General features: G+C 60.6%; 21 protein-coding genes, 1 tRNA gene and 2 pseudogenes. 13 read left to right on the top strand and 11 right to left on the bottom strand.

Annotated features, from left to right (window positions below; all coding sequences use genetic code 11):
• The first annotated feature begins 122 nt into the window (after nucleotides 1-122).
• Genes hisD through ACTIFK_RS16875 form a run of 3 tightly spaced genes read left to right on the top strand, consistent with a single transcriptional unit; the run spans nucleotide 123 to nucleotide 2,396 of the window.
• Nucleotides 123-1,427 carry a histidinol dehydrogenase gene (hisD, locus tag ACTIFK_RS16885; RefSeq protein WP_439544178.1) on the top strand — a complete coding sequence of 435 codons (1,305 nt, stop codon included), beginning with the start codon at nucleotides 123-125 and terminating at the stop codon, nucleotides 1,425-1,427.
• Entirely contained in the window at nucleotides 1,424-1,930 is a 507-nt protein-coding gene (locus ACTIFK_RS16880) for a UPF0262 family protein (RefSeq protein WP_439544177.1), read from the top strand. Before hisD ends, ACTIFK_RS16880 begins: the two co-directional genes overlap by 4 nt.
• Nucleotides 1,931-1,934: 4 nt before the next feature.
• On the top strand, nucleotides 1,935-2,396 hold the full coding sequence (locus ACTIFK_RS16875; RefSeq protein ID WP_439544176.1) for a low molecular weight phosphatase family protein: 462 nt from the start codon (nucleotides 1,935-1,937) through the stop codon (nucleotides 2,394-2,396).
• Nucleotides 2,397-2,528: 132 nt separating this feature from the next.
• Here the strand turns inward: ACTIFK_RS16875 and ACTIFK_RS16870 are convergent, their stop codons facing one another.
• Together ACTIFK_RS16870 and ACTIFK_RS16865 are read right to left on the bottom strand one after the other, a co-directional pair.
• The gene (locus ACTIFK_RS16870; RefSeq protein ID WP_439544175.1) at nucleotides 2,529-3,779 is read right to left on the bottom strand and encodes an adenylate/guanylate cyclase domain-containing protein; all 1,251 of its coding nucleotides are present in this window, start codon (nucleotides 3,777-3,779) and stop codon (nucleotides 2,529-2,531) included.
• Nucleotides 3,780-3,852: 73 nt separating this feature from the next.
• The gene (locus ACTIFK_RS16865; RefSeq protein ID WP_439544174.1) at nucleotides 3,853-4,596 is read right to left on the bottom strand and encodes a Crp/Fnr family transcriptional regulator; all 744 of its coding nucleotides are present in this window, start codon (nucleotides 4,594-4,596) and stop codon (nucleotides 3,853-3,855) included.
• A 285-nt stretch (nucleotides 4,597-4,881) separates the two neighbouring features.
• Here ACTIFK_RS16865 and ACTIFK_RS16860 point away from each other — a divergent pair, with 285 nt between their 5' ends.
• The 3 genes from ACTIFK_RS16860 to ACTIFK_RS16850 all read left to right on the top strand — a co-directional run bounded on the left by ACTIFK_RS16860 (nucleotide 4,882) and on the right by ACTIFK_RS16850 (nucleotide 6,118).
• Nucleotides 4,882-5,628, top strand: a complete 747-nt coding sequence (locus ACTIFK_RS16860) for a Maf family nucleotide pyrophosphatase (protein WP_439544173.1) — start codon at nucleotides 4,882-4,884, stop codon at nucleotides 5,626-5,628.
• Nucleotides 5,629-5,635: 7 nt separating this feature from the next.
• On the top strand, nucleotides 5,636-5,884 hold the full coding sequence (locus ACTIFK_RS16855; protein WP_439544172.1) for a DNA gyrase inhibitor YacG: 249 nt from the start codon (nucleotides 5,636-5,638) through the stop codon (nucleotides 5,882-5,884).
• Nucleotides 5,885-6,042: 158 nt separating this feature from the next.
• Nucleotides 6,043-6,118 (top strand) — tRNA-Phe (locus tag ACTIFK_RS16850).
• 36 nt (nucleotides 6,119-6,154) lie between these two features.
• Here ACTIFK_RS16850 and modC read toward each other — a convergent pair.
• Both modC and modB read right to left on the bottom strand, forming a co-directional pair.
• Entirely contained in the window at nucleotides 6,155-7,246 is a 1,092-nt protein-coding gene (gene modC / locus ACTIFK_RS16845; protein ID WP_439544171.1) for a molybdenum ABC transporter ATP-binding protein, read from the bottom strand.
• A complete protein-coding gene (gene modB, locus ACTIFK_RS16840) occupies nucleotides 7,243-7,941 on the bottom strand; it encodes a molybdate ABC transporter permease subunit (RefSeq protein WP_439544170.1) in 699 nt (232 codons plus the stop codon). Before modB ends, modC begins: the two co-directional genes overlap by 4 nt.
• A 626-nt stretch (nucleotides 7,942-8,567) precedes the next feature.
• Here modB and ACTIFK_RS16835 point away from each other — a divergent pair.
• From ACTIFK_RS16835 to ACTIFK_RS16815, 5 genes and pseudogenes are all read left to right on the top strand, one after another.
• The gene (locus ACTIFK_RS16835) at nucleotides 8,568-8,924 is read left to right on the top strand and encodes a hypothetical protein (protein ID WP_439544169.1); all 357 of its coding nucleotides are present in this window, start codon (nucleotides 8,568-8,570) and stop codon (nucleotides 8,922-8,924) included.
• 439 nt (nucleotides 8,925-9,363) lie between these two features.
• On the top strand, nucleotides 9,364-9,561 hold the full coding sequence (locus tag ACTIFK_RS16830) for a hypothetical protein (protein WP_439544168.1): 198 nt from the start codon (nucleotides 9,364-9,366) through the stop codon (nucleotides 9,559-9,561).
• Nucleotides 9,562-9,887: 326 nt separating this feature from the next.
• Complete coding sequence (locus ACTIFK_RS16825) at nucleotides 9,888-10,406, top strand: hypothetical protein (RefSeq protein ID WP_439544167.1); 519 nt, start codon at nucleotides 9,888-9,890, stop codon at nucleotides 10,404-10,406.
• Between the two features lie 919 nt (nucleotides 10,407-11,325).
• A pseudogene (locus ACTIFK_RS16820) lies at nucleotides 11,326-11,522 on the top strand (IS3 family transposase); the annotation flags it as partial.
• 14 nt (nucleotides 11,523-11,536) lie between these two features.
• A pseudogene (locus ACTIFK_RS16815) lies at nucleotides 11,537-11,683 on the top strand (integrase core domain-containing protein); the annotation flags it as partial.
• 295 nt (nucleotides 11,684-11,978) lie between these two features.
• Here ACTIFK_RS16815 and ACTIFK_RS16810 read toward each other — a convergent pair.
• The 7 genes from ACTIFK_RS16810 to ACTIFK_RS16780 all read right to left on the bottom strand — a co-directional run bounded on the left by ACTIFK_RS16810 (nucleotide 11,979) and on the right by ACTIFK_RS16780 (nucleotide 20,942).
• Nucleotides 11,979-12,575, bottom strand: a complete 597-nt coding sequence (locus ACTIFK_RS16810) for a hypothetical protein (RefSeq protein WP_439544166.1) — start codon at nucleotides 12,573-12,575, stop codon at nucleotides 11,979-11,981.
• 1,143 nt (nucleotides 12,576-13,718) lie between these two features.
• Nucleotides 13,719-15,122: a hypothetical protein gene (locus ACTIFK_RS16805; RefSeq protein ID WP_439544165.1), complete on the bottom strand. Its 1,404-nt coding sequence runs from the start codon at nucleotides 15,120-15,122 to the stop codon at nucleotides 13,719-13,721.
• Between the two features lie 240 nt (nucleotides 15,123-15,362).
• Nucleotides 15,363-16,871 carry an SDR family oxidoreductase gene (locus ACTIFK_RS16800; protein WP_439544164.1) on the bottom strand — a complete coding sequence of 503 codons (1,509 nt, stop codon included), beginning with the start codon at nucleotides 16,869-16,871 and terminating at the stop codon, nucleotides 15,363-15,365.
• Nucleotides 16,856-17,788 carry a Gfo/Idh/MocA family protein gene (locus ACTIFK_RS16795; protein ID WP_439544163.1) on the bottom strand — a complete coding sequence of 311 codons (933 nt, stop codon included), beginning with the start codon at nucleotides 17,786-17,788 and terminating at the stop codon, nucleotides 16,856-16,858. Before ACTIFK_RS16795 ends, ACTIFK_RS16800 begins: the two co-directional genes overlap by 16 nt.
• 119 nt (nucleotides 17,789-17,907) lie before the next feature.
• Complete coding sequence (locus tag ACTIFK_RS16790) at nucleotides 17,908-18,549, bottom strand: acetyltransferase (protein ID WP_439544162.1); 642 nt, start codon at nucleotides 18,547-18,549, stop codon at nucleotides 17,908-17,910.
• A gap of 1 nt (nucleotide 18,550) precedes the next feature.
• Nucleotides 18,551-19,774 carry a polysaccharide biosynthesis protein gene (locus ACTIFK_RS16785; RefSeq protein ID WP_439544161.1) on the bottom strand — a complete coding sequence of 408 codons (1,224 nt, stop codon included), beginning with the start codon at nucleotides 19,772-19,774 and terminating at the stop codon, nucleotides 18,551-18,553.
• A 13-nt stretch (nucleotides 19,775-19,787) separates the two neighbouring features.
• Nucleotides 19,788-20,942, bottom strand: a complete 1,155-nt coding sequence (locus ACTIFK_RS16780) for an aminotransferase class I/II-fold pyridoxal phosphate-dependent enzyme (RefSeq protein ID WP_439544160.1) — start codon at nucleotides 20,940-20,942, stop codon at nucleotides 19,788-19,790.
• A gap of 124 nt (nucleotides 20,943-21,066) precedes the next feature.
• Here ACTIFK_RS16780 and neuB point away from each other — a divergent pair, with 124 nt between their 5' ends.
• Together neuB and neuC are read left to right on the top strand one after the other, a co-directional pair.
• Nucleotides 21,067-22,116, top strand: a complete 1,050-nt coding sequence (neuB, locus tag ACTIFK_RS16775) for an N-acetylneuraminate synthase (protein ID WP_439544159.1) — start codon at nucleotides 21,067-21,069, stop codon at nucleotides 22,114-22,116.
• 15 nt (nucleotides 22,117-22,131) lie between these two features.
• Nucleotides 22,132-23,325, top strand: a complete 1,194-nt coding sequence (neuC, locus tag ACTIFK_RS16770; RefSeq protein ID WP_439544158.1) for a UDP-N-acetylglucosamine 2-epimerase — start codon at nucleotides 22,132-22,134, stop codon at nucleotides 23,323-23,325.
• Nucleotides 23,326-23,458: the final 133 nt, after the last annotated feature.

The raw sequence follows: 23,458 nt of genomic DNA, 5'->3' as shown, positions 1-23,458 counted from the left end.
CCTATAACGGGGCGCATCTGTTGGCCCCGTGCGCGGTCCCCCACGTGCGCCGAAGGCGCGATTATCCTTTGCGCCGAAGGCGCGTCTGTCCCTTGCGCCCTTGGCGCGACTACGGAGCTTCAATGCCTCTGCGGCTGATATCGTCGGATCCCGGCTTCGCCACCTCCTTCGAGGCGTTTCTCGCCACCAAACGAGAAGCCTCCGAAGACGTCGATTTGGCTGTTCGCGCCATTCTTGCGGACGTGCGCGCGCGCGGCGACCAGGCGCTGATCGATCTCTCGCAGAAGTTCGATCATGTCGATCTCGGCAGTCGCGGCATTCGCGTGACAGCCAGTGAGGTTGAGGACGCGTTCCGCGCCTGCAGCCCCGAAACGCTCGAAGCCCTCGGCTTCGCAAGCGACCGCATCACGGAGCATCACCGCCGCCATCTGCCGTCGAGCGAGATCTACACGGACACCGCGGGCGTGACGCTCGGGCACCGGTGGACGGCCGTCGAATCCGCCGGCCTCTACGTTCCCGGCGGGCTCGCATCCTACCCCAGCTCCGTGCTGATGAACGCCATCCCGGCCAAGGTCGCCGGCGTCGAGCGACTGGTGATGGTCGTGCCGTCGCCGCGCGGCGACCTCAATCCACTCGTGCTGGCCGCAGCCAAGATGGCGGGCGTCGAAGAAATCTATCGCGTCGGCGGCGCGCAGAGCATCGCCGCGCTCGCCTACGGCACGCAGACGATCCGGCCCGTGGTCAAGATCGTCGGCCCGGGCAATGCGTACGTTGCAGCGGCCAAGCGGCAGGTGTTCGGGACGGTCGGGATCGATAGCATCGCAGGCCCGTCGGAAGTGCTGGTGATCGCCGACCGCTTCAACGATCCGGAATGGATCGCGGCGGATCTGTTGGCGCAGGCCGAGCACGACACGGCCGCCCAATCGATCCTGATGACCGACGATGCGGCCTTTGCCGACGCAGTCGAAGCCGCCGTGGCGCGGCAGCTCAAGGTGCTTCCGAAGCGGGACATCGCAGCGGCGAGCTGGCGCGACTTCGGCGCGATCATTCTCATTGCATCGCTCGATGAGGCCCCGGCGATCGCCGACCGCATCGCGGCCGAGCATCTCCAGATCGCGACGCGCGATCCGGACGCGCTCGGCGCGCGCATCCGCAACGCCGGCGCGCTGTTTCTCGGAGCCTACACGCCCGAGGTGATCGGCGACTACGTGTCCGGGTCCAACCACGTCCTGCCGACGGCGCGCAGCGCGCGATTTTCGTCCGGCCTCGGCGTGCTCGATTTCATGAAGCGCACGTCGATCCTGAAACTCGACGAAAGCTCGCTCGGCAAACTCGCCCCGGCCGCCATGACGCTGGCCGCAGCCGAGGGGCTCGACGCACATCGCCGCTCCGTGGCCATCCGCCTTTCGAAAAAGGATAAGGCATGATCGAGGCATCATCCGAGCCCGTCGCGACCAAGCACCGGCTGAGCGAGGTCGTGCTCGATCCCGCCTCGATCGGGCGCGGCAACGCCAACATCGAACACGAGCGCGAAGTGGCCATCTACGACCTGCTCGACGAAAACTCGTTCGAGGTCGATGGACGCGATGACGGGCCTTACAAGCTTACGATCGGCATCGTCGAAGACCGGCTCGCATTGTCGGTCTACCAGACGCCGGGCGAAGAGGCCGATCCCCTCGTCACGCACTACCTTTCGATGACGCCCTTCAAGCGCATCATGAAAGACTACTTTCTGGTCCTCGACAGCTATTACCAGGCCATCCGCACGGCGCAGCCGTCGCGCATCCAGGCCATCGACGTCGGACGGCGCGGCCTGCACGACGAGGGCAGCCGCGTGCTCGTCGAACGCCTGGAAGGCAAGATCAAGATCGACTTCGATACCGCACGCCGCCTCTTCACGCTGATATCGGCCCTTCACTGGAAGGGTTAGCGGCGTGGACCGCGAGGGGGACGCGCCTCGTTCGGTGCTGTTTGCGTGCGCCTTGAACGCCGTGCGCAGCCCCATGGCCGCGGCCATCCTTCAACACCTCATCGGCGGACGCATCCACGTTGCATCGGCCGGCGTGCGGGCCGGAATGCTCGACCCGTATGCCGTCGCGGTGATGGACGAGATCGGCATCGACATGTCCGAGCATGAACCCGCGCCGCTCAAGGATATCGAAAGCGAGACCTTCGACCTGATCGTCACGCTGTCGCCGGAAGCGCATCACCATGGCGTGGAACTGACCCGCATCATGCCCGCCGATATCGAATATTGGCCGACGCCGGACGCGACCGTCATGCTCGAGAGCGGAGACCGGGAGCAGATCTTGATCGCGTACCGGGCCGTGCGGGATTCGCTCTTTCAGCGGGTCAAGACACGCTTCCTGCCGCCCGGCGGCGGCCCGTCGATCTAGAGTCTTTCCGGTTTTGGTTGAATCGCGGAAAGACTCTAGCCCTTTGTTTTATCGTGCTTCTTATCGGACGCTTGGCCGGCATGGCTTCGCCATGACCGGTTCCCACTTTTCCGGAAGCACTCTAATGCGGCGCTAGGCGGCCGGCGGCGCGGCGGGAGACTGCCGCTCGGAGAGCAGGAACCAGGTCGCCTGCTTGCCGACGCCCTTGATGTCGATCTCGCCACGCGGCTCGAACTCGAATTCGGCGGCGAGCCGCGCATACGTGTCGGGACAGACGTGGATGCGGCCAGGCACGGACGTGTTTTCCAGTCGCGCCGCCAGATTCACCGCGTCGCCCCAGATGTCGTAGCTGAACTTTTGCCGGCCGATGACGCCGGCCATGACGGGGCCAGTCGCAATCCCCATGCGCATGGTGATCTGGTAGCCGGTTTGCGCGCGGACCTCGTCCACCGCCTTCTGCATATCGAGCGCCATGCGGGCGAGGCGGGCGGCAAAATCCGGCACCGGCACCGGTACGCCTGAGGCCACCATGTAGGCGTCGCCGATGGTCTTGATCTTCTCCACGCCGTGGCGCTCGGCCAGATCATCGAACATCGTCACGAGCGTATTGAGCAGCGACACCGTCTCGCCCGCGCCGAGCTTTCGGGCGAGGGCCACGAAGCCCGAAATGTCCGCAAAGAGGGTCGAGGTGTCCGTGAAGGTGTCCGCGACATGTTCGGTGGGCTTTTCCTTCAGCCGCTCGACGATCGAGTCCGGAAGGATATTGCGGAGCAGGGCTTCGGTTTCGGCCTTGGCGTTCTCCGCCAGCCGGAACGAATAGAAGACGGCTGCCGCGATCAGGCCGAAGGTGGTTATGGCGGCCTGCGTGTAAAGGGAATCCAACACGTTCTGATCGGTCGGCAGGGCCCCGACCGGGAACCAGAACCAGCACACGATGTGCAGCACGAGCGCGACGAGAATTGAAGGCAGGATCAGCCAGACGCGGCCGAGCCCGAAGACGACGAAGGCGGCTGCCGAGAAGGCGATGTACTGGATGTGCAGACCCGAGTTCCGGCCGAGATAGTAGGTGAGCGCGAACAGGGCGGCGCATTCGGTGATTAGGATCAGAAGCGCGGCCGCCACCGGGCCGAACCGATGCACCAGCGGCACGGCGGCGACGATGGCCACGATGGCGAAGTTGATGTGGATGATCGGCCAGAAGCGATCGTAGTCGAGGAAGGTCTGCTGGAGCGCATAGATCAGAGTCGTGACCACGATCAGATAGGCGATCATGTTCAAGATCATCAGCCGGCGCTGCGTGTCCGGCGGGTAGCCGTGCGTTCCGGCCTTCGCCAATCGGTTCAGCCCATGGCCGAGATCCGCCAGCCGGTGCGACGGCCACAAACGGATGATGGACCTCCCGGGGCGAGATGCGGGGTCCAACCCAGGATCATTCGGCGGTGGCACTGTGCGCCCCTTACGATCCGGCGATATCTTCGAGTTCATCGATATCGCAGGTGAAGCGGCTCTCCTTGCGCTCGATGGCGCCGCCGTCCTCCAGCATGGCCAGGGCCGCGTTGACCTTCGGGCGGCTGGCGCCGATGAGGAGGGCAAGCTCGCTTTGCGAGATCGGCAGATCGAGCACCACCTTGGCGCCGGGCTTGAAGTCCGGCTTCTGCCGTGCGGCGGCCAGGAAAAACCGCGCGAGACGGACTTCGATCGGGTAGAGCGCGATGCCTTCGAGCTGATGATCGGCCTCGCGGACGCGGCTGCACAAGAATTTTATGACCGCCTCGCGGACGATGGTACGCTGCTCGATCAAACGGTTCAGCGCGCCTTTCGACAGCGTCATGGCCGTGACCTTGCTCACGGCCGTGGCGTCGGCGGTTCTGACGCCGCCATCCAGTACCGAAATCTCGCCGAACACCTGGCCGGGCTCGGAGTGGGCGAACGACAGCTCCCGGCCTTCCGCCGTCAGGACCGAAAGGCGCACACGTCCTGCGGTCACCAGGTAGATGTCGCGGCCGGCGTCGCCGCGCGCAAAGATCACCTGGCCGGCGTCGTAAGACGTTTCACGCATCTCCTGCGCCACGGCCTTTCGTTCGGCTTCCTCGAGGGCCCCGAACAGCGCCGTTCGGCCCAGCATCTCAAGTAGCGCATCCTTGGAGATCATCGCGTGCTCCGCATAGCCATCGTTCGCTGTGCTCCGCACAGCAGCCATTCGCTGTGCTCCGCACAGCCGTCCAATAACAAATACCAATCACAGGACGGAGTTTCGCGGGAACCGGGAGCAATGGCAACGTGCTTCTTGCTTTTCGGTAAGGCTCTCTGCATTCTCCGCACGGAATTCACAGGGGTTTTCGCGTCGCCACACTGGGTGCCCGCCGCAGCCGCCCCTGCCTTCGTACCGTCACAGTCGCGCCGCCAATTCCCGCTGTGGCTCGTTTATCGGGCCACAGCCCCGCACGCACATCCTGCCCGTTCGAAACACCTGCAGCGGATCCCAATGAGCTCGGTCAAGGCCGGTTTCCTCTCCTCCTTCAAACGCACCGACAGCCCTCGCCGCGAGACCCTCCGGCGCGAGCTGGCAAGGGAGCACGCCCGCGAAGGCGGTCCGCCCGGCGCGCACAAGCTGGTGCTCGCGAGCGCCAGTCCGCGCCGGCTGACGCTGCTCGCGCAGGCCGGGATCGAGCCCGATGCGCTGCGGCCGGCCAGCATCGACGAGACGGCGCGGCTTGCGGAAATGCCCCGCTCGCTCGCCACGCGCCTGGCGCGGTCCAAAGCCGAAACGGCGCGCGACCAGATCGCCAACGATACGGACATCGCGGGCGCCTACGTGCTGGCGGCGGACACGGTGGTTTCCGTGGGGCGGCGCGTGTTCGGCAAACCGGAGCACATCGAAGAAGCCGTCGCGACCTTGGAACGGCTATCCGGGCGCTCGCACCGGGTGCTGACAGGGGTGTGCCTCATCACGCCCGACGACCGCATCCGCACCAAGATCGTCGACACGCGCGTGCGCTTCAAGCATCTCACGAAGCCCGAGATCGAGGCCTACATCGCCTCTCGCGAGTGGCGTGGCAAAGCGGGCGGGTATGCCATCCAAGGGCTCGCGGGCTGCTTTGTGCGGGCCATCACCGGCTCCTACACCAACGTCGTCGGGCTGCCGCTGACCGAGGTCGTGAGCCTGCTCATCGGCGAAGGCTTCCCGGTGCATTTCAACTGGCTCCGCGCGGCGGAGGCCGAGGCCGAATGAGGCCGGCATGACGTCGTCCGACGATCCCACCAAACCGAAGCCGTCCGGCGGGCGATGCCCGATCTGCGGGAAGCCGACAGCTCATGCCGTGCGGCCCTTCTGCTCGTCGCGCTGCGCCGACATCGATCTCGGCCGCTGGGTGGCGGGCGCTTACGTGATCACCAGCGAAAGCGATGCGGACGAGGACGGCGACGAGGCCATCGCCAAGGAGCTCGGCTCGCTCGAGCACGGGGAGGGGCCCGACGAAGAGCCCTAGCGCCGCCGTTGGCCGCGGTCTGTCATTGCCCGTAACCGACCGCCTGCACACCATTTTTGCGTTCTCGCGCGACGCGGCGGAAAAGCGCTTCACACTTCAACTGAACCACTCTATAAAGCGCGAGCTTTCGACGGCGCTGCCGTCTTCCAAAGCAAAAAGCCCAGGTAGCTCAGTTGGTAGAGCATGCGACTGAAAATCGCAGTGTCGGGTGTTCAATTCACCCCCTGGGCACCACTTCCTTCCGCCCCGATCAGATCTCCTTCCTTTCGATCAGAATGAGCCGACAGCACGCTCGTCAATGGCCACGGCCTTGACCAGCGCATAGACGTCGCGTCCTTCAGTCAGCCCGAGATCGGCGACGGCGAGGCGGGTCAGCAGCGCGGATATCCGGTCTCCCCCTTCAAGCTCGACCACGACCAGCGCCGACGCGTCGTCGCCCAGCGCCACACTGCGGACGCGGCCCTTCAGCGACGTCCTGACGCTGAGCCCGTGCGGGCTTTCGGTCGCCAGCGTGACGTTGGTCGCCCGCACTGCAACGCGCAGCGATTTTCCGGGCGGCCCGAACCGGCTCGGGAGCGTGATTTCTCCGGCGGGGTGGGCGAGCACTGTCATGCCGTAGTCCGGCAATTCGCGGACGGCTGTGCCGGTCAGAAACGAGACCAGCTCGAACCGGTCACGCGTAGCATCGGGGAGCGCGGTCGCGAACACGTCGGACGGCGTGCCTTCGGCGACGACGCGGCCTTGCGAGAGGCGGACGACTTTGGTGGCGAGGCGCGCGACCTCCTCGATGGCGTGCGAGACGTAGATCATCGGCAATGCCAGCTCGTCTCGCAGGCGTTCGATGAACGGCAGGATATCGAGCTTGCGGTCCGCGTCGAGCGAGGCCAGCGGCTCGTCCATGACCAACAGACGCGGGGACGCCAGCAGCGCGCGGCCGATCGCGACGCGCTGGCGCTCGCCGCCTGAGAGCGTTGACGGGCGGGCCGCGAGAAGATGGCCGATGCCGAGCAGATCGACGACCGCGTCGAACCCGGCGACGGCCGCGTCGTCCGGGGTGAAGTAGCGCCCGTAGTCCAGGTTCTGGCGCACGGTGAGATGGGGCAGCAGCTGGCCGTCTTGAAAGACGAAGCCGACGCGCCGGCGGTGCACCGGCGTGCGAATGCCCGCGTCCGTGTCCACCAGCACCCGGTCGCCGACCACGATGCGGCCGCTGTCGGGACGATCGAGACCGGCAATCAGCTTGGCAATCGTCGTCTTGCCGGAGCCGGATGGGCCGAACAGCGCCAGGCAGCCGCCGGGCGCGGCGAAGCTCGCGTCGAGGGTGAAACGCGCGCGGGCGAGGCGGCAGGAGAATTCGATCATTCGAAACCCGCCCTACGCTGGCCGGCGCGCCGGCTCATCAGTTCCGACGCGATGAGGGCCGCAAACGACAGCGCGACGGCGACGACCGAAAGCCGGAAGGCGCCCGCGTCGCCGCCCGGCGTCTGGGTGTAGGCATAGATGGCGCCGGGAATGGTCTGCGTCTCGCCCGGAATGTTGGAGACGAATGTAATCGTCGCGCCGAATTCGCCCATGGCCTTGGCAAAGGCCAGCATGGAGCCGGCGATGATGCCGGGAAGCGCCAACGGAAAGGTGACGGTGAAGAAAACCCAGATCGGCGACGCCCCCAGGGTTGCGGCCGCTTCCTCACTTCGCCGGTCGATGGCGTCCATCGAAAGGCGGATGGCGCGCACCATCAGCGGAAAGCTCATGATGGCGGCGGCGAGCGCGGCACCCGTCCACCGGAACGACAGGACGAGGCCGAAGGTCTGTTCCAGAAAGGCGCCGAACGTGCCGCGCCTGCCAAACAGAACCAGGAGAATGTAGCCCGTGACGACGGGCGGGAGAACGAGCGGCAGATGCACGAGGCCGTCGAGCAGGATCTTACCGGGAAAGCGGCCACGCGAGAGGACGTAGGCGACCAGCACGCCGAAAGGCAGGCTCACCAGCATCGCCACCGTGGCCACGCGCAGCGAGAGCTTGATCGCCACCATCTCTTCCGGCGTTATCGCCCACATGCTGATCTCTGTATCCGCTGACGTGCGACCGGCACAGATTGCCACCACGCGGCCGGGCCACACGCTTAGCTCAAGCGAGCATCTTCGCGCACGGTGTCGCCGTTGCTAACAACGTCTGGAGCTGTTGGTCAATGCAGGGTTTGGCGGAGGACATCGCACAATTTAGCTCGGCAGTCGTGAGCGTCCTAATGCCGACGTGAACTTTCTTCTGCGATCCGGGAGAGTGGTGCCCACATTTGTCCATCGCCTGAGATTTCGGGACAAATATCGGGACAAATCGGCGTTTTGGCCATCAACAGAGACAAACGGGATAAGCGGCCTCAACTCATAAGTCTCTGAGTTCTTTAGACCTTCTCAATTTTTTCAGAAATCCGACCGATGAAGATTTCAAAAATCCCCATTTTAGAGTTAACGCGTCCCTGTTTGCCACCGAAGGACGTCTTGCGTCTTTTCAGAGATGCGGCCAAAGCAACCGACATTCAGTTTCCTTCCAAACAATTACCGGGTCGGTGCGCAAGGTTCTCTGAATTCTCGACCGACTTCGCGAATTCCCGAAGGTCTAATTCATTGTTCCCCAGATGGGCTTCCGTATCGTCTTCTTGTGCCCATTTCATAAGGATACAATCGTGAAGTCCAAAGAGGAACTTGAGTTGGTTGTCGAGGACGTTGCCGTGACGATCAGCGCCAACATGATCTTGGCCGGCGAATTTTTTCGGGCCGTGCAGGACAAGATACCGGATAGGTTTGCCGAGCTCGCGTTTCTGACTGGCATTCATGTCCGCGAGGCTGAACGTTTGGCCGCCATGGACCGACATTTCAAAGAGCTCAAAGTAGACCGAGAAAGGATGTATGGGATCGGCTTGGCAAAACTTCAAGTGATTGCGAGTCGCCTTTCGGCCGCGAACTGCGAGTCCTTGCTTCGCTTGGCAGAGTCGAGCTCTATTTCCGAGTTGATCTCTCTCATGCAGGCGAAATGTCATTGAGTTTCATCGCGTGCTGGAGGTGGTTTTGAGCCGTGGAGTAGGAGTGGTGCAGCGTGCAATTTTGCAGGTTCTGCAGGAACAGCCGGGGCAATTGTTGACGGTGGATGAGCTCTGTTCGGCGGTGTTTCCCGGCGTGGTTATCGAGACCAAGCATCGGCAAAGCGTGCGGCGTGCTTTGAGCAGGCTGAGGGTGATGCACGGAGTTCAGGTGCTTCGCGCGGGGCGTGTTCAGTCGTCGGGCTGGCACCTCCGCGTTCGCTGCCCTGCCTAAGTGTTGTTTCAAGTGCAGCTAAATGCAGTGTTCAGTCCAGTGCCGCGTTCCTAAGTCTTACTGCTGTTTCGCTCAATGCCTAAGCCTTCAATATTCAGTGTGATTGCCGACGCCGTTTACGGCTTGGCAGCGCCCGTGCATCATCGCATTGCATTAACGGAGTTTACCATGTCAGAGAAGCAGCCTCCTGGAACGACTGTCACCGTGAGCGACACTCATCACGCTCCTTTCATCTACGTGGAGCAGGCGCCTAGCTGCGGCAACAACGGCGGGATCATTAACGTGACGCTGGCTGCCTATCGGCATATTCCTGGCGGAAGTGGCAAGGTCGCAACTGACCTTGTTGTGACGGCGCACATGCGCTGAACCATCCAGGGTGCAATTGCGCTTCGCGACGCGCTCAACAAAGCCCTATTGCTTGCGGCCCCTGCGGCGGGCGGCAGCAACTGAGAGGTCTACGCTGCCCTGCCGACGCTTCGACCATTGTCGGAGCACGCAACGCCTCTCCGAGAAAGAACTTCCGGCAAGCCAGGACCACTTCAGGGGAATTCGCGCCGCGGATCTCTGAATTGCCCGTCCAATTCTGCCAGTTCGCAAACCTCCGCTGAAGGCCGATAATTTTCCGATAATCCATTGTTATGGCTACGCATTTTCCTACGCTACCTTTCAACTTAGTCACATGAGGTAGCGACATGACCAACAAATCCAAGCCAGCGCAGCTCGCTTTTGAAGTGGCCGCACTCGAGATCGGCGACAATTTCATGAAAGCCGCCCGGTACTTTCGTGAAATTCAGGACACGATGCCGGATAAATTCAGCTACCTTGCGAAACTCACGGGGATCGGCCTTCGCAAGGCTTATTATCTTGCCGGCATCGACAGGAAGTTCAGGAACCTTGGCATCGAACGTTCCCGCTTGGAAAACATCGGCTGGACCAAAGTCCGACTCATTTCAGACTATGTGAATAAGGGGAACTGGGAGGAGCTACTTCAGCTTGCAGAGACAAGCACGGCTCGAGAACTAACCCTCAAGCTTCGCAAAGAGCAGACGCTCGACGGCACGCGGTGCGTGGTCTTGTACTTGACGCCTCATGAATATGAGGTTTTTGAAGAGATGCTCCTACTCCACGGTGCGTCCCAAGTCGGCCGTGGCCTCAGAGACAAGGAGGAAGGGTTGATCAACGCTCTCCGAACGCTCAAAGGCAAAAAATAACACTTGCGCTTGCACGGCGATATTGGCGGCGTGCGGATTGGTGGAACCTAGACCGTTCTCCACACCCGCTGCCCGCCGCGAGCGTAGTCTGCGGAAGTACTGATGGCGGCCGGAATGCGCGGATGCATAGGCATGCCTACGTGGTTCCCGCCTTGGCCTGGTTCCTTACAAAGCAGCTTCCGTCATGACTAGCGAAACTCTGACCGAGAGTGTTGCTGCTGTATCAAAAGGCTACGAAATAAACTGCAAAAATAACTCAATCTCAACCATGTTGCCTGAGTGTACCCTTGCATTAGCGCAGCAACGAGCAAGGGGGGCAGGATAATGAATCGCGTTGATTGGGAGTTTATTTTCCGCGAATCGGCGTGGACGGTCGCGTTAACCGTGGCCCTCTGTGAGTACATGACGCGGTAATCAGATCGATGGTGCATTGCATTGAACACGGATCTGGAGGCTTGGGCCTCTGGGCCAATTGAAGCAATGTCGTTCGTAACCCGGATAGGGCGGGGGCCATTCGGGAATAGAAGCCGCCTGCCTCAGCCGGCTTTGCATCTTTGCAACCCGTGCCCTCAGTCTGCCGCTTCCAAGGATCGAGCGCGCTCGCATTCAACCGTGGCGACCGCCTCCGACATCGGGCGCACGGCGTTCTCGTTCGGCGGTTCTTCGCGGAGCTGGCGGTTTCTGCTCTCGAAGAAGCGTTCTGGGTTGGCTTTCGAGTTGAATGTAGTGTCAGGCGCGGTTTCCTAGTCACCGCCGACACATTGCCTGGGCGCTCGCATTGGGCGAGATAGTTGGACGCAAACTAGCCCTTGCTGCGACGAGTCCGTCATCCTCGAGAGGAGAGGGACGACATGCGTAAGGGCCGGTTCAACGAGCAGCAGATCATCGGGATATTGAAGGAGCATGCGGCGCGGAGGCCGCCGTGAGCGGGGCGATCACAGACAAAGACTATTCGCAACGGCGCGCCTGCCGTCTGGTGGGGCTCGCGCCAAGGTCTTCCGGTATCGGACGCGACGCAGTGATGATGGTGTGCCGCGCACGCGCCTGAAAGCCTTCGCGGCTGTTCGCCGCCGCTTCGGCTATCGCCAGCTGCATCTGCTTCTCAAGCGCGAGGGCACGCAAGTGACGCCTGGCACTACATCGAGCCCGGCAAGCCGATCCTGAACGTCGAGAGCTTCAACGGTCGGCTGCGCGACGAACTGCTGAAAGAAGACCATGTTCCGGTCGTTCAGCCACGCCAGCGCCGCTATGGCCGAATGGCGCGACGACTACAACGGCTGCCGCCACACACGAGCCTCAACGGGCTCACACCGAGCGAGTTTGCAACCCGGTCCAACCAGGACCATAACCAGAACGGACTCTACTTATGAACGAGCACCGGTTGGGGTGAGGGTCAGGAATTTACGAACTTTACCCAAATCTGGAGGAGATCGAGGGTCTCAGGTCATTTCGTACCAACGGATGCCCCAGCATCAGAAACCACAACGCTCCGCGATTGAGCTTAATTGGCTGGCGAACTTTGAAGAAGGGGCCCCTACAAGTTAGTAATGTTTCATCCGATCCTGCAATGTTTCATAGGTTCGTGAGTTTGGCGGGATTAGATAGTTGCCATGCATCGCGAAAGATGCATCCAATCAGGATGGACAAAAACGTTGCAAGCGCGACTAACAGCGGAACAATAACGATTTTGGGATCCCGCTCAACGACAATTTCTTCTTCGTCAAGCGCAGAACGCCAATTTTTCACTTCGGACGCGCTGGCCCTGTATTCTTCCGCCATCTTGAGCATTGTAGCGTAAGCAGCCGCCGCTTCAGCGGTATCAGCATACAATGGATTGTTTATCGCCGAATAAAGCCGATTCGCGACGCCCTCTTGCTTTTGATGCTGTCCATCCGCATATAAAATAAACGCGTCCGCAATTTCGGAAAGCTTTGTGACAATACCTTTGACTGCCAATATTCCTGAACTTGAGTCAGCGCCAGACCATCGTATTATTAGTTTTTTTCTTTCTTCCGTAACGATCGTCGCCATTCGCTTATCGCTCAAGCCAACGCTCAGCCCCGCTATGCCTTTTGGCGGTGCCAGGACTGTGAAATAGCCGGTGTAACTCGGCTGGAATACTGAGAAATATGCAGCACAAATTAATGCAGCGACCGTCGGAAGCAACATTAGTATAATCCAATGTCGGCGGACCTGCGCGAGAACATTTGCAAGCGCAAATTTGTCAGCGTCGTCGGCATAGTCGAAAACTTGCAAGTTCATCACCCACCGTATTTTGACGTGTGTTTTTAATCAGCTTCGGGGGGGGCGAAAAGTTGAGCGTTAAAAGCGTCAAACCGAGCCGGAGGGTCCTCCCGGGGGCAGGCTACCCACAGAAGGGTAAGAGCCAAACCAACGACTGGGACCGCGACGAACAAGTCGCGAAAAGCGGGTACTTCGCCTGGCCGAAACAGTTCTTTATCAATTTTCACGCAAACACCCGTGCTCTCTCGGAGGCACGTGACTACTTTGTTGATGCCCCCTGCGGCATTGTGAGCATAAAACTTATCGTCAGGCAACTGATCTCAGCGTGCCGACCACAAACGGACGGCTAGGGGGCACGTCGGGGGGCGGTGCGGTGAAGGCATTCCTCGATCTTCGTGATGCGGTACGTCAGTCGCTCGCGGGAATTGTACATCGGTTCGTCAAAATGGGCGCTTTTCACACATGGGGTAATTCCGGCCCCGCCACAACAAGACACCGGGAATCAGCTCTCCATTCGGAACAAGGCCGAACAGGTGACGTCCAGAACATGGAGATTGGCAATAGAGTCTTACGTCGACTGGATGTATCGCTGAAGATGACGGCCGTCTGCATTGTCGACCGATCGGGGGCGATCCAGCGGGAAGGCATGGTCCCGTCGGACCGGAAGCGATTGCCGCGTTCGTGCAGGCACGCGCCACGAATGTCGTCCGCATCGGCCTCGAGAGCGGTGCTACGTCGACCTGGATGTGGAGTGAGCTCCACCCGCAGGGGACTGCCATAGTCTTCCCCATGAAGCACAATTCGCGAACATCGATCTCGCTCAGCGGAAACGAAGACGCAATGATCACAATTGAAATGTCCGACGATCTGAAAACCTGGCGCAGTCATCGCGGATATCGCAGCGCTGGAGCTCCGCAGCTCCCCGCACCGCTAACTAAACTCCAGGTCCTCGCCAAGAGCTAGCCCGTTCGCCGCTCCTACGAAATCTGCGGTAAGCCTCCCTCAGAGATCATCGCTGATCCCAAGTCATTCGAGTTCTCGCAGCTCGAAAGCAATCCCTGTTGACGATCAGCGGGGCATTTTCGAGGACCGATTTGCGAACAATGCGACAAACAAGCCAATCAGAGCTCCCATCGCCCCGGAGACAACTAGCATGGGCGGAGCCCAACTAGGCAGGAAAGATCCGGTGACAAAAGGACCCGCACTCGGCATATAGAGCGTGGTGAACTGCTGGCGAAGGGTCGCCTCGGCGCGTGACAAGATCCCGTTGTAGTGCTTCGTGAGCTCTCTCAGTGCCAGGACTGCCTGCGGACGGGGGATCCCGACCTCGGCAATCGGTTGATCGCCAGAGGCGATGTCGAACTCTTTCTGGAGAGCGGATGCCTCGAACGCCGTCTTCTGTCGCTTGTCGAGCATCTCATAAATGACCGTGTTGGACGAGGCCCGGTCAGCCAGTTTGAGAATTTCGGTTATCCCGGATTCTCCGAGCTGTAATGCATCCTGGGGGACCGAACTGCCCCCCCCCCGAGTGGAAAACGTAGATTGGCGCGGGCCTAAAAGCTTGTCGAGTGCCGTATCGTACTGGGCGACATTTCGCATGAGCTCCGCAAGCCTTTGGCGGGTCACGTTCAGGTATGCGGCGGCCACCCCATCCTTGGTCTGGAACGACGCGGCCTTGATGGTGCTAAAGTAAATACTCTCGAATGTATTAAGATGCTCCGTCAACGCCGCAACAGAAAAGCCTCCTTCGCTGATCAGGCCCGTAACGCGATTGTCTTCGGAAAGCCGTTTCAGACCTTTTCGGACGGTCTTCAGCGCCGAATCCACAACCAAAACGCTCGCGACCGTAGCCATACTTTCGTCGACCGCCGAGATGGAGATAGGCGTGATACTTTCGTCGGCAAAAATATTGTACCGAGTCGAGTAAACCTCAGTCCAGACTTCAGGCAGAGCGCGTGCAATTGCCGAGCCGGCCGCTGCATCTATCCCCATCAAGGAGTAATTGATACTGATTTGGATGGATGAGCGGATCGTCTCTTGCAGTTCCAGCTTGTATTCGGTGTTGAGGGCAGCGAGATCCGTCTGTGAAAGATTGCGAGCCTCGAGCCGCCTCTGATAATACTGTTGCATGCCCGCGCTGATCGGCGACCCGTAAGCTGCCGTGATAGCCTCACGAAGCTTAATTTTGGGATCGATCTGGAAACGCCGCCGCAATTCTGAAAGGACTTCCGGCGTCACTAGGTTCTGCGGTGAAAACGCAGCGCCGCCAGGATAGCGCTCGTTCGTGATCGCATTGAGATCGATATAGTAAATGACCGGGCGGTTGATTTTGACTGCCGACGCCATGATGTATATCGCTGCGATTGCAAGGCCAACCGACGCGTATAATAAGATCCATCCGCGCCCACGCCACACCGTGGACACGATTTCGGCAACCGAGACTTCATCTGTCTTGTCGGAAACATGCGCCATTCGCCTACTCACCATGGAATTTTAAATTTCGGTGCTTAGCAATTCAGAGCTATCGCAAGACAGGCCGCCGCCGGCGCAGCTGGCTTATCTCATCGGTTGCTACTCTTCCGGATGGCTTCGCCGTCCCGGATGCCCGCAGCATTTGCTGGTTGCTGACATACGGATTTCGCGAATCCTACGCAAGTGAGTCGTCCTTCGTGAGACCGCGCGCCCGTAGCCCGTGTTGCCGGCGGCGAAGGTCTACCAGGCGCTTAGGCCGCCATCCACCACCAGGTTGTGTCCAGTGACATAGCGCGACGCGTCGGACGCGAGGTAGAGAAGCGCATAGGCCATATCATCCGGCGTCCCCATCCGTCCAAGCGGGACGCGAGCGGAATACCGGCGCGAAAATTCTTCATTCTGGCCACTTTCAACACCACCCGGGGTCAGAGTGTTGACGCGAACGCCTTGTGCGCCCCAGTACGTCGCCAGGTATTTGGTCAGCCCGCAGACGCCGGCTTTCGAGGCTGAATAGACGGCCGGCGTGTTGATGGGCATGCCCAGATACTCCGATCCTTCGTAGATGCGCTGATCGGGACCAAGAATGCCGTAGATCGAGCATGTCTGCACGATGCTTCCGCGCCCGCGAGATGCCATGCGCGGGCCTGCGGCCTGCGCCATGAAGAAATATCCGTCCAGATTGACCTGAACCACTCTGCGCCACACATCCGCAGAAAAGCTCTCTACCGGGTCGAAGAAGCGGGCGAGATCCGGTCCCTTCGACGCAGCGTTATTGTGCAGGATGTCGACCGGGCCAAGAAGACTCTCCACCTGCTCCACGGCATCCCGGCAGGCCGATTGATCAGTCACATCGAGATCGATGCCAATGGCGGCGCCAAATTTGTCCTTCAGTTCCGCAGCCACTTCACCGGCTTTGTCGAGGTCGAGCGCGGCGACCCGCGCACCGCGCACGGCCAGAATTTCGCAGAAGCGCCGTCCCAGAATTCCCGCCGCTCCCGTCACGATAGCCACGCGCCCCGACAGATCGAAGGGATCAGCCGACCCGCCCCGCTGCGGGGCCATCATGAGTTCGACGATCTTGAAATCGAGTGCCGTGTCGATGTCGTGGGAACGCTCCTCCGGCATCTTGTACAGCATCGTCGTCGGATAAAACACGCTGGGGTTTTGGATAAACGCGTCGCGCCGCCAGACGTAAATCGAGGCGTTCATGTCAAATGTCGGAGGCGCGTCCTGCCGGCGCACAACGCCAGTGCCAGGCTTGGAGATCTGGACGGTTCCGTTCGGCTGTAGCTCCACAAGATTGAAGTAGGGAGATCGCCTTGCAGGAGAGCCCGTAATAACGCTCTCGCAGTGTCCAGCCTCGAGGAGTTCGACCGCCTTGATTATGTCGAGCTCAGACCGCAGGGGAGAAGTGGCGTCCAAATCAACCAGCGTATCAAATTTCGTATTGGTACTGCTTTCAGCAGTTGACACGGCGTGAAGAATCGCTGGGACCTTGGCTGAATGATCAGTTGCCAGCTCAGGCGGACGCTCGATGAGCAAATAGGCTCCCGCCTTTTTTGCAGCATCGAGAATACCAGCATCGTCGCTCGACACCGCTATGCACTCGAACAGACCAGAGGACAAAGCCTGCTCCACGCTCCAAGCGATGAGCGGCTTGCCGAGTAGCGGGCGAATATTTTTTCCTGGCACACCTTTGGAGCCGCCGCGCGCGCATATCGTACAAAGACGTTTCAAAGGCGCACCCATCTCTGTTCCCGCTGAGAAATTTCAATTGCGTCGATCACATGCATTACACTAATCGCTTCCTCGATCGAGCAAGCATCGCCGGATCTGACGAACAAGGCGTCGTGGAGCGCTCTGTAGCTGTCGTCTCGCTCAGTGACGAGATTTTCCGTCTGGCCATCGAACGAAACAGAGCCCGCTATCAGATTCCCGACGATCGAACCTTTTCCCGTCGTCAGAGAAATCGAACGCTGCGCGGGTCGGTCATAGTAGTTCAGTCCCACCTGAAGGAGCGTACCGCTTTTCATCTGCAGGATAATGGCCCACGTCTCGTCGGTTTCGATATCAAGTCGGCCGAGATTGCCGCCACTGGCGACGAGTCGCTCACAAGGCCCGAACAGATAAAGTGCGAGGTCGATCTCGTGGCTCAGATCGCGCAAGACGCCGCCGCGAGCCGCTGCCCGCGCAGATGAGCCGTCGCGGAACGCTGTCCCCGGCCGCCAGTCGGGCAAAAATTGTCCGACCGACAAGCGGGCCTCGAACACCTTATGCCCTTCGATCGCACGTTTCAGTGCTCTCACAACAGGATGGAAACGGAGATTGTATCCGATTGCGAAGTGCGCGAAGCTTGCGGCGATGCTCTCCATATCGCGGCATTCTTGAAGGTCGCCATACAACGGTTTTTCGATGAGAAGCGTACCGACGAAACCCACGGCATGGAGTTCGAGCACGGCTTCGCGGTGTTGTGACGTGACGTTGGCGACCACGACGCCATCGAAGGGCTGTGCCGAAAAAGCCTCTTTTATTGATCTATAAGCGCCGTCTGCGAATGCGCTAACGATTGAGACGCTACAGCCGCGATCTTGAAGTAAGCGGACATGGCGCTGCCCTATCGACCCTTGCCCTATGACAAGAACATTCTTCAGGTCGGTGGGCGCCATAGTTCAAAACGCTTCCGATGTTGGTGGGCCACTGTGGAAACTAGGCGGAAACCGCTGCGTCCGCACCCGCTAAACGACACACAATCGCATACGGCTCCTGTGAGCGGCGATGTATGCCATCATTCTGGATCGGCCTTGTTCAAAGGACGGGCTGGAACGCCGGCATAGATGGCACCGGGCGGTACCTCCGACACCACGGTTGCACCGGCGCCGATTATAGCCCGCTCGCCGATCCGCACTCCAGGGCGCACAGTCGCTCCCGCTCCGATCCAAGAACACGTCCCCACCTCGACACAGCCTGAGAGAACCGCGCCGGGCGAGATGTGAACACCATCCGCCACTACGCAATCGTGCTCGACGATCGCTCCGGTATTAATAATGACGCCTCGACCGAGACTTGCACCGTGATTGACTGCCGCCATCGCGTTTATGACCGTGCCATTCCCCGTGGCGATGCCGGGACATATCCAGGCCGTCGGATGAAAGGCGTTTGCGATTTTCAGGCCCGCGGCCGCGAGCGAACCGAGAAGTGCCACGCGACGTTCGTTATCACCTATGCCAACGATTACGGCGCGGTCGCCCACCATGGACAGGTCGTTTCCATCGGCCTCAACCGGCCAATCCCCTGACACGCGCAACTGAGGCCAGTTCGGGTCGGCAAAACTAATAGCGCCCCAGCCGACCGCGCGCGCCGTCGAGGCGACGACACGGCCGTGCCCGCCCGCACCGAAAATCAGTAGTTTGCCAAGTGAAGCCGTCATTCTACATTCGCTGATCAAGATTGAGCGCCGAGTCGCGATGCGTTGCTAGAAAATCCGGTTCCAATTCTCCGATGAGCGCCTTGACCGCATCCTTGTCGGCCCTCGCGTCGCGATCGTGCCCGATCACGATCCGCTCCAGCGCCTCGACGACAGTTTCAACTCGTCCGGATTTAGGGCCCGTAGGACGGACAACATCAATGCTGGCAAGTCCGGTTGGCTCGGCACATTCGCCGTCGGCGACAAATTCCTCGTAGGGTTTTTCTCCCGCCGTATCGCCGTGCGTTAGAATTAAGGGCCAACGACCGGCAGCGATTTCGTCGGAGAGCTTGGCTTTCGCCTCTTGCTCGTCCGTGAATACGACCGGCTCGTAGCGGTGATGGGCGATGAAGCGCTCCGCAACACCGCGCAGGGGCACCAAACTCGTTTCTGGATCGAGCTTTGGTACTGCGATGCGGCGGCTTTCAATCATCAAGCTCGCAAGCGTGCAGATTTCACCCGACTCCTCGAGACTGACGAAGAAGCGGCTGATGCCCTCCGGGCAGGCGATTGGCTCGCGCCGTGCAAGCCGATTTTCGAACGATTGGAGCAGTGAGCCGTTAGAGAACGCAACGTTGGCAAAGCGCGCCGAGGTGACCCGACCGACCGAACCTTTGTGGTCCTCCGCAAACATTACGTGTTCCATTATGCGCTTGGTCGCGCCCATGAACGAACTTGGATTGGCCGCCTTATCGGTCGACACCGAGAAATAGCGTGCGCCTTTATTGTGCTTCGCGATCCAGCGCATCAGGCGCGCCTGCTTGACAATGTTGGTGTCCAACATCTGCAAGATTGAATATTCGTCTTTTTCCGAGCGAACGTGTTTGATGGCCGCGAAGTTGAGAATGAGGTCGTAGGGACCCTCGTGCTCAAGAAGCCGCTCCATCGCCGCCGCACCATAGTCCAACGGCATGGTGCGCAAGTCGCCGACCTTGCCGGTATCGGGTGACGATCGAAACTGGCGGATAATCTCGGCGAGCGCGTTTTCGTTCTGGTCAACGATGTGCACTGTGTGCGGCGCGTAACGGCAGAGCGTGAATATCGTATTGGACCCGATGGAGCCGGCGGCGCCGATGGCAAGTATGCGCGCGCCGCGCACCGCGTCGCGAAGAGTACTGGCGCAGGCTTCGATGTCCGGCGCAAAGAAGGACGCGCGGCGCCCGGTAGCGATCTCTGCAAGAGATGTCATCGCTTTCCCCACATCAGGTGTGCACAGCGGTGAGCAGCCGCTTGAGCACCTCAATCACGTGATCTTGCTCGTTCTCGCTGAGCGCGGACGAGCACGGCAAGGTAATGATCCTTGACCACAGCGTGTCAGTCACCGCCAGCACTTCTCGGGGGGCCTCTCGATACGGCAACTGCAAATGGGTCGGCTTCCAAAACGGCCGAGCCTCGATGCCGTGTTCATAAAGGCCGGCGCATAGCTCCGCCACACCAGGTAACAGGTCGCTTTCGACTACAAGTCCCGAAAACCAATAGGCGCTTTCGCCGGCTGCCGGCTGGGGGAACGAGCGCACACCGGCAACGTCTGCGAACGCAGTGTCGTAGCGCTCGCGAATGCGGCGCTTGGCGTCCAGAAAGCTCCGAAGGCGCTGGAGCTGTGCGCAGCCCACAGCGGCCTCGATGTTCGTCATCCGATAATTGAAGCCGACTTCGTCGTGGTCATAATCGCGGGTGACGCGGGCCGTCGACGATAGATGCTTGACCCGTTGAACGAGCGTCGCGTCGGGGCCCACTACCGCGCCGCCACCGCCGCAAGTAATGGTCTTGTTGCCGTTGAAGGAGTAAGCGGTGAGATCGGCCAGTCCGCCAATGGGCCGTCCGCCATAGGTCGCACCGACAGCGGCCGCGGCATCGGCCACAAGATGGAGCCCGTACTCGCGCGCAATTTCTCCCAATGCATCCATATTCGCGACGGTGCCCAGCGTATAAACCGGCATGATCGCGGCAATACGGCGCCCGGTGGGCTTGTGAAGCAAGTCTTCGCCGCTGCGCTCTGTTTCATTTGCGAGCGCCTCCGCCACGGCACCCGGATCGAGCGTCCAGGTCTTCTCGTCCACGTCCATCAGCCAGGGCGCGGCACCGCAATGAGAGATGGCATTGGCGCTGGCGATGAAGGTAAAACTCGGCAGGATGACAAGGTCGCCGTGACTTACACCCAATGCATGCAGGGCAAGATGAAGCGCCTGAGTGCCGCTACCGGTCGCTGCTGCGTTTTGAGTACCCGAAAGTGCGGCGATTTCATCCTCGAACCGAGTGACGAAACGCCCAACCGTGGAAACGAAATTTTCTTTCACGCAAGCTTGGAGATATTCTCCTTCCAGCGTACCGATATCCGGAATGGCCAAGGGAATCACGGAATTCTCCACCTCGCAAACTAGCCGCTCTAGGCCCGCCCCATTCTGTGACGTCGCTGCTTGCCTGACCGCGAGGGATATGTCAGAGACACTACCTGACCCAAATTGATGGCTCGTGCAAGGGATGGCGAACATCGGAACGGCTACGCTTGGAGTTGGCGATCCGACACGGATCTATTTTATCGCCGAAGCCGGCGTAAACCATAACGGCGATCTTAAAAAGGCGTTGGCACTCGTGGGCGTCGCAGCGGACGCGGGCGCCGACGCGGTCAAGTTCCAGACCTTTTCAGCGGGCGCGCTTGTCACCGCCGAAGCGCCCAAGGCGGCCTACCAGCTTCGGAACGATGGGGCCGTCACGACGCAGGCGGAAATGTTGGCCGCGCTCGAGCTGGACGAGCCTTCCTGGCGCGCGATACGTACCCGGTGCGACGAGAAGGGCATCGCGTTCCTGTCGACCCCGTTCGATTTCGAAAGCGCGGATTTCCTCGAAGCGCTTGGCGTCAGCGCCTTCAAGGTCTCGTCCGGCGACCTTACTTATCTGAGCTTCCTGGCCTATCTCGCACGCAAGGGCCTGCCGATCATCATATCCACCGGTATGGGCAATTTGGCCGAAACCGAGGAAGCGGTGCGTACGATCGAAGCAAATGGCAATCCGCCACTGGCGATCCTGCACTGCGTCTCCGACTATCCCTGCGATCCCGCCGATTCAAATCTGCGCGTGCTGCCGGTGTTGGAGAAGGCTTTCGGCAAACCTGTCGGTTGGTCTGACCACACGACTGGATACGCCACAGGCCTTGCAAGCGTGGCGCTTGGCGCACGTATTATCGAAAAGCACTTCACCCTCGATCGCACTCTACCTGGGCCTGACCACAAGGCTTCGCTGGAACCGCATGAGCTGCAGCAGTTCATCGCCGACATCCGCACTGTCGAGCGCGCACTCGGCGACGGCATCAAGCGCCCTACAAAGGCAGAACTCGATACCGCCGCCATCGCGCGGCGCAGCCTTGTGCTTCTGGCGGACGTCCGATCTGGCGAGCATCTCACTCGCGAGAATTGCGGCGTGCGTCGCCCGGGCACCGGACTGCCGCCTAAAATGCTCGAATTTGTTCTTGGTCGACGCGTTTTGTGCGATCTTCCCGCTGGGACAATTCTTTCGGCGGAGCATTTTAGCTGAGCGAGAGCGACGGCCATGCCTTTGGATAGCCTGCGCCGAGTGGTCGTCGTCACGACGAGCCGCGCCGATTTCGGCATTTATCAGCCGGCGATCGCGGCGCTGCGCGAAAGCGCATCCCTTCGCCCGGCACTGCTCGTTTCCGGAAACCACGTCCCGGTGGAGCTGCAATCGGCGCAGCGCCACCAAGCAGCAACCGAACTTGCGCAAGCGGCCGGCGTTCCCATCAGCGCCGTCGTGCCGATGCCGCTCGGTGAGGGCAGCGCGCAGGACATCGCCAGGGCAATGGGCGTCGTTACGGCGGACGCCGCGCAGGCGCTGGTGGCCGATCGTCCCGATATTCTCCTCGTGCTCGGTGATCGTTACGAGATGCATGCCGTCGTGGTTGCCGCCAGTGCACTCCGCATTCCGGTCGCGCACATTCATGGCGGTGAAGAGAGCGAGGGGGCGATCGACAATCTCTACAGGCATTCCATAACGAAGCTCAGTCATTTGCACTTCTGCTCGACTGACCTCAGCCGCTCGCGCATCCTTGCGATGGGGGAGGAGCCTTGGCGGGTGCATGTCAGCGGCGCGCCCGCGCTGGATGGTCTCGCCGACCTCGTTCTCGACGAGCGCGCGTCGCTTCTCAAGCGCCTGGATATTCCGGACGCGCCGTTTTTCATGTCGACCTTCCACCCGGAAACGGTGGATGTTGAAAGCTCGCTCCCGGGCTTCGAGGCCCTCATTGCGGCGCTCGACGAGAATGGAATGACAACCGTATTTAGCCGCGCAAACGCCGACGAGGCGGGGCAGCAGATCAACGAGAGGCTCGAAGCCTACGCCCAGACGAAGGCGTGGCTCAAGATCCGCGACAACCTCGGTCGGCAGGGTTATTTCAGCGCCATGCGCCATGCTGAACTGATGGTCGGAAACTCATCGTCCGGTATTCTCGAGGCGGCCTCGTTCGGTCTTCCCGTCGTCAATGTCGGTCGACGTCAGGCCGGCCGAGAGCGGTCCGCCAACACGATCGATACCGAGGCGCAAGCAGCGGACATCTCGCGCGCGATAGAGAGCGCCTTGTCGCCGTCGTTTCGTGCGAACGCGCGCGCGATGCACAACGTCTATAAGCGCGATAATGCGTCGTCGACGATCCGCGCCGTGCTGGAGAACGTTGCACTCGATCGGAGCTTGATTACGAAGCGCTTTCACATGCGCGATCAAGGCGCCTGATTTTGAGACCTAGCGGGTTACGACTTGGAAACTATCACACCTTGATTAGGAATGACGGACACAGGTCCTTGAAAGTCGGGCGCCCCGAGGGTTCTTCAGCAGCGTTCATAATGGCACCCGTTCTGAACAGCCT

Origin of the sequence: Hyphomicrobium sp., assembly GCF_051860585.1 — a bacterium.
Classification (GTDB): domain Bacteria; phylum Pseudomonadota; class Alphaproteobacteria; order Rhizobiales; family Hyphomicrobiaceae; genus Hyphomicrobium_C.
This window is presented reverse-complemented; position numbering and strand designations above follow the sequence as displayed.